This window comes from Citrobacter sp. CK199 (genome assembly GCF_030333285.1).
GTDB lineage: Bacteria > Pseudomonadota > Gammaproteobacteria > Enterobacterales > Enterobacteriaceae > Citrobacter_B > Citrobacter_B koseri.
In genome coordinates, this window is record NZ_JAOWGF010000024.1 from 721,343 (window position 1) to 733,993 (window position 12,651).

The 12,651-nt window shown below is 57.6% G+C and carries 7 protein-coding genes; all 7 read left to right on the forward strand.

The genetic code is table 11. The features are described from left to right. The first annotated feature begins 90 nt into the window (after window positions 1-90). The 7 genes from OGX75_RS07540 (at window position 91) to trhP (ending at window position 12,649) form a co-directional block, all read left to right on the forward strand. Complete coding sequence (locus OGX75_RS07540) at window positions 91-1,338, forward strand: MdtA/MuxA family multidrug efflux RND transporter periplasmic adaptor subunit (RefSeq protein WP_286451221.1); 1,248 nt, start codon at window positions 91-93, stop codon at window positions 1,336-1,338. Then, window positions 1,338-4,460 carry a multidrug efflux RND transporter permease subunit MdtB gene (mdtB, locus tag OGX75_RS07545; protein WP_286451220.1) on the forward strand — a complete coding sequence of 1,041 codons (3,123 nt, stop codon included), beginning with the start codon at window positions 1,338-1,340 and terminating at the stop codon, window positions 4,458-4,460. The genes OGX75_RS07540 and mdtB overlap by 1 nt, the downstream gene beginning before the upstream one ends. Beyond that, window positions 4,461-7,547: a multidrug efflux RND transporter permease subunit MdtC gene (gene mdtC, locus OGX75_RS07550; protein ID WP_115625712.1), complete on the forward strand. Its 3,087-nt coding sequence runs from the start codon at window positions 4,461-4,463 to the stop codon at window positions 7,545-7,547. It begins immediately after the preceding gene. Beyond that, window positions 7,544-8,959 carry an MFS transporter gene (locus OGX75_RS07555; RefSeq protein WP_047462577.1) on the forward strand — a complete coding sequence of 472 codons (1,416 nt, stop codon included), beginning with the start codon at window positions 7,544-7,546 and terminating at the stop codon, window positions 8,957-8,959. Before mdtC ends, OGX75_RS07555 begins: the two co-directional genes overlap by 4 nt. Beyond that, the gene (gene baeS, locus OGX75_RS07560) at window positions 8,956-10,359 is read left to right on the forward strand and encodes an envelope stress sensor histidine kinase BaeS (protein WP_115625713.1); all 1,404 of its coding nucleotides are present in this window, start codon (window positions 8,956-8,958) and stop codon (window positions 10,357-10,359) included. Before OGX75_RS07555 ends, baeS begins: the two co-directional genes overlap by 4 nt. Then, window positions 10,356-11,078, forward strand: a complete 723-nt coding sequence (gene baeR, locus OGX75_RS07565) for an envelope stress response regulator BaeR (protein ID WP_012131679.1) — start codon at window positions 10,356-10,358, stop codon at window positions 11,076-11,078. The genes baeS and baeR overlap by 4 nt, the downstream gene beginning before the upstream one ends. 209 nt (window positions 11,079-11,287) lie before the next feature. Further along, window positions 11,288-12,649: a prephenate-dependent tRNA uridine(34) hydroxylase TrhP gene (gene trhP, locus OGX75_RS07570; protein WP_012131678.1), complete on the forward strand. Its 1,362-nt coding sequence runs from the start codon at window positions 11,288-11,290 to the stop codon at window positions 12,647-12,649. The last annotated feature ends 2 nt before the right edge of the window (window positions 12,650-12,651 follow it).

Sequence of the window (12,651 nt, forward strand, 5' to 3'; positions counted from 1 at the left end):
GTGTTTCATAATTCCTCCATTTTTCTCCCGTTATGGATGACTAAACTAGTATCATTCCGCGAAACGTTTCAGGATGAGAAACTTATAACGATGAAAGGCAGTAAAAAATCCCGCTGGGTGATAGCAATCGTGGTCGTTGTGGCGGCCATTGCCGTGTACGGGTTCTGGCATAGTCGCAGCGAAACCCAGGGGAATGCGCCGGGCGCTAACGAACATGCGCAACGTCAGGCTGGCGCAGGACGTCGCGGCATTCGTTCCGGCCCGCTGGCGCCGGTTCAGGCGGCCACCGCAACGGAACAAGCCGTACCACGCTATCTGACCGGGCTGGGCACGATCGCTGCCGCCAATACCGTCACGGTACGCAGCCGCGTGGATGGTCAACTGATGGCGCTGCACTTCCAGGAAGGACAACAGGTCAAAGCAGGCGATCTGCTGGCGGAAATCGATCCCAGCCAGTTTAAAGTCGCCTTAGCGCAAGCGCAGGGGCAGCTCGCGAAAGACAAAGCCACGCTGGCGAATGCCCGTCGCGATTTAGCGCGCTATCAACAGCTGGTGAAAACCAACCTTGTCTCCCGCCAGGAGCTGGACGCGCAACAGGCTCTGGTCAGCGAAACAGAAGGCACCATTAAGGCCGATGAAGCCAGCGTCGCCAGCGCGCAGTTGCAGCTTGACTGGAGCCGCATCACCGCACCGGTAGAGGGTCGCGTGGGGTTAAAACAGGTGGATGTCGGTAATCAAATCTCCAGCGGCGATACCACAGGCATTGTCGTTATCACCCAGACGCACCCAATCGATCTGATTTTTACCTTGCCGGAAAGCGATATCGCCACCGTCGTACAGGCGCAAAAAACAGGCAAAACATTGACCGTTGAAGCCTGGGATCGCACTAACTCACAGAAATTAAGCGACGGCGTACTGCTCAGCCTGGACAACCAAATCGACGCCACGACCGGCACCATCAAAATCAAAGCCCGTTTTAACAACCAGGATGACGCGCTGTTCCCTAACCAGTTTGTTAACGCCCGCATGCTGGTCGACACGCAGCAAAACGCGGTGGTGATACCGACAGCGGCCGTACAAATGGGTAACGAAGGCCACTTTGTCTGGGTGCTAAATGATGAGAACAAAGTCAGCAAGCATCTGGTTAAACCGGGTATTCAGGACAGTCAGAACGTGGTAATCAGCGCCGGGCTGTCGGCAGGCGATCGCGTCGTGACGGACGGGATCGATCGTCTGACGGACGGGGCGAAAGTCGAAGTGGTGGAAGCGCAAGCGCCTGCGGCGAAAGAAGATAAAGCCACGAATCGGGAATACGGTAAGAAAGGAGTGCGCTCCTGATGCAGGTGTTACCTCCGAGCAGCACAGGCGGCCCGTCGCGCCTGTTTATTATGCGCCCTGTCGCGACCACGCTGCTGATGGTGGCGATTTTACTCGCCGGGATTATCGGTTACCGCTTCCTGCCCGTCGCCGCATTGCCGGAGGTGGACTACCCCACCATTCAGGTGGTAACGCTCTACCCCGGCGCCAGCCCGGATGTGATGACCTCCGCCGTCACCGCGCCGCTTGAACGCCAGTTCGGGCAAATGTCCGGCCTGAAACAGATGTCGTCACAAAGTTCCGGCGGCGCATCGGTTGTAACGTTGCAGTTCCAGCTGACTCTGCCGCTGGATGTCGCCGAGCAGGAAGTACAGGCCGCCATTAACGCGGCCACAAACCTGCTGCCGAGCGATCTGCCTAACCCGCCGGTATACAGCAAAGTTAACCCGGCAGATCCACCGATCATGACGCTGGCCGTCACCTCAACCGCTATGCCCATGACGCAGGTGGAAGATATGGTGGAAACCCGGGTGGCGCAGAAAATTTCCCAGGTTTCCGGCGTAGGGCTGGTCACGCTGTCCGGCGGCCAACGCCCGGCTGTGCGTGTGAAGCTGAATGCGCAGGCGATTGCCGCGCTGGGGCTTACCAGCGAGACGGTTCGCGCTGCCATCACCAGCGCCAACGTCAACTCGGCGAAAGGGAGCCTTGATGGCCCAACTCGCGCGGTCACGCTCTCTGCTAACGATCAGATGCAGTCTGTCGATGAGTATCGCCAGTTAATCATCGCCTGGCAGAACGGCGCGCCGGTACGTCTGGGCGATGTGGCAACGGTCGAACAAGGCGCGGAAAACAGCTGGCTCGGCGCGTGGGCCAATAAAGAACAGGCCATTGTGATGAATGTGCAGCGCCAGCCCGGCGCCAACATTATCTCCACGGCGGACAGCATTCGTCAGATGCTGCCGCAGCTTACGGAAAGCCTGCCAAAATCGGTCAATGTCACCGTGCTGTCGGATCGCACCACCAACATTCGCGCTTCCGTTACCGACACCCAGTTCGAGCTGATGCTGGCGATTGCGCTGGTGGTGATGATCATCTACCTGTTCCTGCGTAATGTCCCCGCCACAATCATTCCGGGCGTCGCCGTGCCGTTATCGCTGATCGGCACTTTTGCGGTGATGGTCTTTCTCGATTTCTCGATCAATAACCTGACGCTAATGGCGCTGACCATCGCCACCGGCTTCGTCGTGGACGACGCGATTGTGGTGATTGAGAACATTTCGCGTTACATCGAGAAAGGGGAAAAACCGCTGGCGGCGGCGCTCAAAGGCGCTGGCGAAATCGGTTTTACCATTATTTCATTAACCTTCTCGCTGATTGCGGTACTGATCCCGCTGTTATTCATGGGCGATATCGTCGGGCGTTTGTTCCGCGAATTTGCGGTCACGCTGGCGGTAGCGATCCTGATCTCCGCCGCCGTGTCGCTGACCCTGACGCCCATGATGTGCGCCCGGATGCTCAGCCAGGCGTCGCTGCGCAAGCAAAACCGCTTCTCCCGCGCGGCGGAAAAAATGTTTGATCGCGTCATTGAGAAATACGGTCAGTGGCTGGCAAAAGTGCTCAACCATCCGTGGCTGACGCTGAGCGTGGCGCTTGGCACCCTGCTTCTCAGCATCATGCTGTGGGTCTTTATCCCGAAAGGGTTCTTCCCGGTGCAGGATAACGGCATTATTCAGGGCACATTGCAGGCTCCACAATCCAGCTCGTTCGCCAGTATGGCCCAGCGCCAGCGCCAGGTGTCTGATGTGATTTTAAAAGACCCGGCGGTAGAAAGCCTGACCGCCTTTGTCGGCGTTGATGGTACCAACCCGGCGCTGAACAGCGCGCGTCTGCAAATTAACCTTAAGCCGCTGAATGAACGTGACGATCGGGTGCAGAAAGTCATCGCCCGCCTGCAACACGCCGTGGCGAAAGTGCCCGGCGTCGATCTCTACCTCCAGCCAACGCAGGATCTCACCATTGATACTCAGGTGAGCCGCACGCAGTACCAGTTTACGCTACAGGCCACCTCACTGGATGCGCTCAGCACCTGGGTGCCGCAACTGATGGAAAAACTCCAGCAGCTTCCGCAGCTTTCTGACGTCAGCAGCGACTGGCAGGACAAAGGTCTGGTGGCGTATGTGAACGTTGACCGCGACAGCGCCAGCCGTCTTGGCATCAGCATGGCGGATGTCGATAACGCCCTGTATAACGCCTTTGGCCAGCGCCTGATTTCGACCATCTACACCCAGGCGAATCAATATCGCGTCGTGCTGGAACATAACACCGACACCACGCCAGGGCTGGCGGCAATGGACACCATCCGTCTGACCAGCAGCGACGGCGGGATTGTGCCGCTTAGCGCCATCGCCAAAATCGAGCAGCGTTTCGCGCCGCTTTCCATTAATCACCTGGATCAGTTCCCGGTAACGACCTTCTCGTTTAACGTGCCGGATAATTATTCGCTCGGCGATGCGGTACAGGCCATTCTGGACACGGAGAAAACAGTCAACCTGCCAGTCGATATCACCACCCAGTTCCAGGGCAGCACGCTGGCCTTCCAGGCTGCGCTCGGCAGCACCGTCTGGCTGATCGTGGCGGCAGTGGTGGCGATGTATATCGTGCTTGGCGTGCTGTACGAAAGCTTTATCCATCCAATCACGATCCTCTCCACCCTGCCGACGGCGGGCGTCGGGGCGCTGCTGGCGCTCATGATTGCCGGTAGTGAACTGGACGTGATTGCCATCATCGGGATCATTTTGTTGATCGGTATTGTGAAGAAGAACGCCATCATGATGATCGACTTCGCCCTGGCCGCCGAGCGCGAGCAGGGAATGGCGCCGCGTGATGCGATTTTCCAGGCCTGTCTGCTGCGTTTTCGCCCGATTCTGATGACCACGCTGGCGGCGCTGTTAGGCGCGCTGCCATTGATGTTAAGTACCGGCACAGGCGCGGAATTACGCCGCCCGTTAGGGATTGGCATGGTAGGCGGCCTGCTGGTCAGCCAGGTCTTAACCCTGTTCACCACGCCCGTCATCTATCTGCTGTTTGACCGCCTGTCGCTGTATGTGAAAAGCCGCTTCCCCCGCCAGGAAGAGGAGGCGTAAATGAAATTTTTCGCCCTTTTCATTTACCGCCCGGTGGCGACCATTTTAATCTCCATCGCCATTACGCTCTGCGGCGTGCTGGGTTTCCGGTTATTGCCGGTCGCCCCGCTGCCGCAGGTGGATTTTCCGGTCATTATGGTGAGCGCATCGCTTCCGGGCGCTTCGCCGGAAACCATGGCGTCGTCGGTCGCCACGCCGCTGGAGCGTTCGCTCGGACGCATCGCGGGGGTCAGTGAGATGACCTCCAGCAGCTCGCTGGGTAGCACGCGAATTATTCTTCAGTTTAACTTTGACCGCGATATCAACGGCGCGGCGCGTGACGTGCAGGCGGCAATTAATGCCGCACAGAGTCTGCTGCCCAGCGGGATGCCCAGCCGCCCGACCTACCGTAAAGCCAACCCGTCCGACGCGCCGATTATGATTCTGACGCTCACATCGGACACCTGGTCGCAGGGAGAGCTGTATGACTTCGCCTCAACGCAGCTGGCGCAGACAATCGCGCAGATTGACGGCGTCGGCGATGTGGATGTCGGCGGCAGTTCGCTGCCCGCCGTGCGCGTGGGGCTTAACCCGCAGGCGTTGTTTAATCAGGGCGTATCGCTGGATGACGTGCGCAGCGCCATCAGCAATGCCAACGTGCGTAAGCCGCAGGGCGCGATCGACGACAAGACTCATCGCTGGCAGGTTCAGACAAATGATGAACTGAAAACGGCGACGGAATACCAGCCGTTGATTATCCACTACAACAACGGCGCCGCCGTGCGTCTGGGCGATGTCGCCACGGTAACTGACTCGGTACAGGATGTGCGTAACGCCGGGATGACCAACGCCAAACCGGCGATTTTGCTGATGATTCGCAAGCTGCCGGAAGCCAATATCATCCAGACGGTAGACAGCATTCGCGAGAAGCTCCCGGAATTACAAACGCTGATTCCCGCCTCAATTGACCTGCAAATCGCTCAGGATCGTTCCCCGACGATTCGCGCCTCGCTGGAGGAAGTGGAGCAGACGCTGGTTATTTCCGTCGCGCTGGTCATTCTGGTGGTCTTTTTATTCCTGCGCTCCGGGCGCGCAACGTTGATTCCTGCCGTTGCAGTTCCCGTGTCGCTGATTGGCACCTTCGCCGCAATGTACCTGTGCGGTTTTAGCCTGAACAACCTGTCGCTGATGGCGCTGACTATCGCCACCGGGTTTGTCGTCGATGACGCCATTGTGGTGCTGGAAAATATCTCCCGCCATCTTGAAGCCGGCATGAAGCCCTTGCAGGCGGCGCTTCAGGGAACGCGCGAAGTTGGCTTTACGGTGCTCTCCATGAGCCTCTCCCTGGTGGCGGTATTCCTGCCGCTCTTGCTGATGGGGGGATTGCCCGGAAGATTATTACGCGAGTTTGCCGTCACCCTTTCGGTGGCGATCGGCATCTCGCTGCTCGTCTCGCTCACGCTAACCCCCATGATGTGCGGCTGGATGCTGAAGTCCAGCAAGCCTCGCGAGCAGACGCGAAGCCGCGGCTTTGGCCGTCTGCTGACTGGCCTGCAACAGGGGTACGGCACATCGCTGAAATGGGTGCTAAACCATACGCGGCTGGTGGGCGTCGTCTTGTTGGGCACCATTGCGCTGAATATCTGGCTCTATATTTCCATCCCCAAAACCTTCTTCCCCGAACAGGATACGGGCGTACTGATGGGCGGCATTCAGGCTGACCAAAGTATTTCGTTTCAGGCGATGCGCGGCAAACTTCAGGACTTTATGAAGATCATTCGCGACGATCCGGCGGTCGACAACGTGACCGGCTTCACCGGCGGTTCGCGGGTCAACAGCGGGATGATGTTTATTACGCTGAAATCACGCGGCGAGCGCCATGAAACGGCGCAGCAGGTTATTGACCGGCTGCGGGTCGCGCTGGCAAAAGAGCCGGGCGCAAACCTGTTTCTGATGGCGGTGCAGGATATCCGCGTCGGCGGGCGGCAGGCTAACGCCAGCTACCAGTATGCCCTGCTGTCTGATGATTTAAGCGCGCTGCGGGAATGGGAGCCGAAAATCCGTAAAGCGCTGGCGGCGCTCCCCCAACTGGCGGACGTTAACTCCGACCAGCAAGATAACGGCGCGGAGATGAACCTGATTTACGACCGCGAAACCATGTCCCGGCTGGGGATCGACGTGCAGGCCGCCAACAGTCTGCTGAATAATGCCTTCGGTCAACGGCAAATTTCCACCATCTATCAGCCGATGAACCAGTATAAGGTTGTGATGGAGGTTGACTCACGCTATACCCAGGACATCAGCGCGCTGGAGAAGATGTTCGTCATTAACAGCGACGGGAAGGCGATTCCGCTCTCTTATTTTGCAAAATGGCAGCCCGCCAATGCACCGCTGTCAGTGAATCACCAGGGGTTGTCCGCCGCCTCGACTATCGCGTTTAACCTGCCTACGGGCACGTCGCTGTCCGAAGCGACGGAAGCCATCAACCGGGCGATGACACAGCTTGGCGTACCGTCAACGGTGCGCGGCAGTTTCGCCGGAACGGCACAGGTTTTCCAGGAGACGATGAATTCGCAGGTAATTCTGATCCTGGCGGCGATCGCGACGGTCTATATTGTGTTGGGGATATTGTATGAAAGTTATGTTCATCCGCTGACCATCCTCTCTACCCTCCCCTCCGCAGGCGTGGGGGCGCTACTGGCGCTGGAGCTATTCAATGCCCCGTTCAGCCTAATCGCGCTCATCGGGATCATGCTATTAATTGGCATTGTGAAGAAAAACGCCATCATGATGGTCGATTTTGCGCTTGAGGCACAGAGAAACGGCAACCTGACGCCGGAACAGGCGATTTTCCAGGCCTGCCTGCTGCGTTTTCGCCCAATAATGATGACCACGCTGGCGGCGCTGTTTGGCGCGCTGCCGCTGGTTATCTCCGGGGGCGATGGTTCAGAGTTACGTCAACCATTAGGGATTACGATCGTGGGCGGACTGGTGATGAGCCAGCTGCTGACGCTCTATACCACCCCGGTGGTCTATCTCTTTTTCGACCGTCTGCGGCTGCGTTTTTCACGTAATAATAGCCAACCGGAACCCATAACAGAGCCATGACAGAACTTCCTGACAGCACACGCTGGCAACTCTGGATTGTGGCATTCGGCTTTTTTATGCAATCGCTGGATACCACAATCGTCAACACCGCGCTTCCCTCTATGGCGCTCAGTCTGGGGGAAAGCCCGCTGCATATGCACATGGTCGTGGTTTCCTATGTACTGACCGTGGCGGTAATGCTGCCTGCCAGCGGCTGGCTGGCGGATAAAGTCGGCGTGCGTAATATCTTCTTTACCGCCATTGTGCTGTTTACGTTGGGATCGCTATTTTGCGCCTGGTCCAGCACGCTGAATGAACTGGTGCTGGCGCGCGTTTTACAGGGCGTGGGCGGCGCCATGATGGTGCCAGTCGGCAGACTGACGGTCATGAAGATCGTTCCGCGCGAACAATATATGGCGGCAATGACCTTCGTCACGCTGCCCGGTCAGGTCGGGCCGCTGCTCGGCCCGGCGCTGGGCGGGATTCTGGTCGAGTACGCCTCCTGGCACTGGATTTTCCTGATTAACATTCCGGTCGGCATTATCGGGGCGATTGCGACGCTCATGCTGATGCCGAACTACACCATGCAAACCCGGCGCTTCGATCTTTCAGGGTTCCTCCTGCTGGCCGTCGGCATGGCGGTACTGACGATGGCGCTGGACGGCAGCAAAGGCACGGGGCTCTCGCCTCTCTCACTGGGCGCACTGGTGTTGTGCGGCATCCTGGCGATTGCGCTCTACCTGAAACACGCCAAAAACAATCCGCGCGCGCTGTTTAGTCTGGCGCTGTTTCGCACCCACACCTTCTCGCTGGGCCTGTCTGGTAGCTTCGCCGGGCGCGTCGGGAGCGGCATGCTGCCCTTCATGACGCCGGTCTTTTTGCAGATTGGTCTGGGGTTCTCGCCGTTTCATGCCGGGTTGATGATGATCCCGATGGTACTCGGCAGCATGGGAATGAAACGTATCGTCGTACAGGTGGTAAACCGCTTTGGCTATCGTCGCGTACTGGTCGCCACCACCCTCGGTCTGTCGCTGGTCAGCCTGCTGTTTATGAGCGTTGCGATGCTTGGCTGGTATTACGCCCTGCCCTTTGTGCTGTTCCTGCAAGGCATGGTCAACTCCACCCGTTTTTCATCCATGAACACCTTAACGCTCAAAGATCTGCCCGATGAACTCGCCAGCAGCGGCAACAGCTTGCTGTCCATGATCATGCAGCTGTCGATGAGTATTGGCGTGACCATCGCCGGGCTGCTGCTGGGCATGTTTGGTCAACAACATATCGCGGCCGACAGCGGCGCGAGCCACACGGTGTTTATGTATACCTGGCTGTGCATGGCCCTGATTATCGCGCTGCCCGCACTCATCTTCGCCCGGGTGCCGAACGACACGCATAAAAACGCCGTCATTTCACGACGCAAAAGGAGCACGCAATGAAGTTCTGGCGGCCCGGTATTACCGGCAAATTGTTTCTGGCGATTTTCGCCACCTGCATTGTCTTGCTGATCAGCATGCACTGGGCCGTACGCATCAGCTTTGAGCGCGGGTTTATCGACTACATCAAACATGGCAACGAACAGCGGTTGCAGATGCTCGGCGACGCGCTGGGCGATCAGTATTCGCTGCACGGCAACTGGCGTTTTTTACGCAATAACGATCGCTTCGTTTTTCAGATCCTGCGCTCTTTTGAGCATGACAACGACGATAACAAACCCGGCCCCGGGATGCCGCCTCATGGCTGGCGAACCCAATTTTGGGTCGTCGATCAACACGCCAATGTGCTGGTCGGCCCGCGAGCGCCAGTCCCGCGTGACGGCACCCGCCGGGCTATTCACGTAAACGGTGTGGAGGTTGGCGCGGTGATTGCTTCTCCCGTTGAGCGACTGACGCGCAATACCGATATTAATTTTGATAAGCAACAGCGCCGTACCAGTTGGCTGATCGTGGCGTTGTCGACTCTGCTGGCGGCGCTGGCGACGTTTCCGCTGGCGCGCGGGTTGCTGGCGCCCGTTAAGCGGCTGGTGGAAGGCACGCACAAACTGGCCGCAGGCGACTTCACGACGCGCGTAACGCCGACCAGCGCGGATGAACTGGGTAAACTGGCGCAGGATTTTAACCAGCTCGCCAGCACGCTGGAAAAAAATCAGCAAATGCGCCGCGATTTTATGGCGGATATCTCCCACGAACTGCGCACGCCGCTGGCGGTATTGCGCGGTGAGCTGGAGGCTATCCAGGACGGAGTCCGCCAGTTTACGCCCGAATCGGTGGCCTCGCTCCAGGCTGAAGTCGGCACGCTCACCAAGCTGGTTGACGATCTGCATCAGCTTTCTATGTCCGATGAAGGCGCGCTGGCGTACCAGAAAACATCGGTGGACCTGATTCCCCTGCTGGAGGTGGCGGGCGGCGCGTTTCGCGAGCGCTTCGCCAGCCGTGGGCTGACGTTACACTTTTCCCTTCCTGACAGCGTGATGGTATTCGGCGATCCGGATCGTCTGATGCAGTTATTCAATAATCTGCTGGAAAATAGTCTGCGCTACACCGACAGCGGCGGCAGCCTGCACATTTCCGCCGAGCAGCGCGACAACATGCTGCTGTTAACGTTCGCCGATTCCGCGCCCGGCGTTCGCGATGAGCAGTTACAAAAACTGTTTGAACGTTTCTACCGCACAGAAGGCTCCCGCAACCGCGCCAGCGGCGGGTCCGGTCTGGGACTGGCGATTTGCGACAATATCGTACAAGCGCATAATGGTCGTATCCGGGCGTCCCATTCGCCTTTTGGCGGGCTTAGCATTACAGTAGAGTTACCGCTGGAACGCGATTTACAGAGAGATGTATGACTGAGTTACCCATTGATGAAAACACGCCGCGTATTTTAATCGTGGAAGATGAACCCAAGCTGGGACAACTGCTGATCGACTATCTGCGCGCCGCAAGCTATGCCCCCACGCTAATCAGTCATGGCGATCAGGTATTGCAGTATGTGCATCAAACACCGCCAGACCTGATCCTGCTGGACTTAATGCTGCCAGGTACGGACGGTCTGACGCTGTGCCGGGAAATTCGCCGTTTTTCTGACGTGCCCATCGTGATGGTCACGGCAAAGATTGAAGAGATCGACCGCCTGCTTGGGCTGGAGATTGGCGCCGATGATTACATCTGCAAACCTTACAGCCCCCGTGAGGTGGTCGCCCGCGTGAAAACGATTTTGCGCCGCTGCAAGCCGCAGCGTGAGCTGCAACAGCTGGACGCGCAAAGCCCGCTAATTGTTGATGAAGGCCGTTTTCAGGCATCCTGGCGCGGCAAGATGCTCGACCTGACCCCCGCAGAGTTTCGCCTGTTGAAAACGCTGTCTCACGAGCCGGGGAAAGTTTTCTCCCGCGAGCAACTGCTTAATCATCTCTACGATGATTATCGCGTGGTGACGGACCGCACCATTGACAGCCACATCAAAAACCTGCGCCGCAAGCTGGAATCGCTGGACGCCGAACAGTCGTTCATCCGTGCGGTATACGGCGTCGGGTATCGCTGGGAAGCGGATACCTGCCGGATTGCATAAGTCACGCCTGCAATAGCCGGATGACGCTCCGCTGATCCGGCCGACAAATAAGAGCGTTGTCGGCCAGAGAAGGCGCTACGCCGCCATCCGGCGTTTTTCTTTACCTGCCTCCCCCACAGCGCTACAATGCCCGCCCTTAACGTAGGGGCACTCCCCTAACCGCCTCATTCAGTGAAGCGGATCTGACCTGTCATCAGAACGAGAAAATTATGTTTAAACCGGAACTCCTTTCCCCGGCGGGAACGCTGAAAAATATGCGTTACGCTTTCGCTTATGGCGCAGATGCCGTGTATGCGGGCCAGCCGCGTTACTCCCTGCGCGTGCGCAACAACGAATTTAACCACGAGAATTTGCAGCTCGGCATTAACGAAGCCCACGCGCTTGGCAAAAAATTCTATGTGGTCGTGAACATTGCGCCGCATAACGCGAAACTGAAAACCTTTATTCGCGATCTTAAACCGGTTGTGGAAATGGGGCCGGATGCGCTGATCATGTCCGATCCCGGGCTTATCATGCTGGTGCGTGAAAACTTCCCGGAGATGCCGATTCACCTTTCGGTGCAGGCCAACGCCGTAAACTGGGCAACGGTGAAGTTCTGGAACCAGATGGGGCTGACCCGCGTTATTCTTTCCCGCGAACTGTCACTGGAAGAGATTGAAGAGATTCGTCAACAGGTGCCGGAAATGGAGATCGAGATCTTCGTACACGGCGCGCTGTGCATGGCCTACTCCGGTCGTTGCCTGCTCTCTGGCTACATCAACAAACGCGATCCGAACCAGGGAACCTGCACCAACGCCTGCCGTTGGGAATATAACGTGCAGGAAGGGAAAGAAGACGTCGTGGGCAACATCGTCCATAAATACGAACCGATTCCGGTACAGAACGTCGAGCCGACGCTGGGTATCGGCGCACCAACCGACAAAGTGTTTATGATCGAAGAAGCTCAGCGTCCGGGCGAATACATGACCGCGTTCGAAGATGAACACGGCACCTACATCATGAACTCGAAAGATCTGCGCGCCATTGCTCACGTTGAGCGCCTGACCAAAATGGGTGTGCACTCACTGAAAATCGAAGGCCGTACCAAATCCTTCTACTACTGTGCGCGTACCGCTCAGGTTTATCGCAAAGCGATAGACGATGCCGCTGCGGGCAAGCCGTTTGATCCACAACTACTGGAAACGCTGGAAGGCCTGGCGCATCGCGGTTACACCGAAGGCTTTCTGCGTCGCCACACGCATGATGACTACCAGAATTACGAGTACGGTTACTCTGTTTCTGAACGTCAGCAGTTCGTGGGTGAGTTCACCGGCGAGCGTAAAGGCGCCCTTGCCGCCGTTGCCGTGAAGAACAAATTCTCCATCGGCGATAGCCTGGAGCTGATGACGCCGCAGGGGAACGTCAACTTCACTCTGGAACATATGGAAAACGCCAAAGGTGAAGCAATGCCGGTGGCGCCTGGCGATGGCTACACCGTCTGGATGCCGGTGCCGCAGGATATGGATCTGAATTATGCGTTGTTAATGCGTAATTTTTCCGGCGAATCCACGCGGAACCCACACGCTAAGTAGTT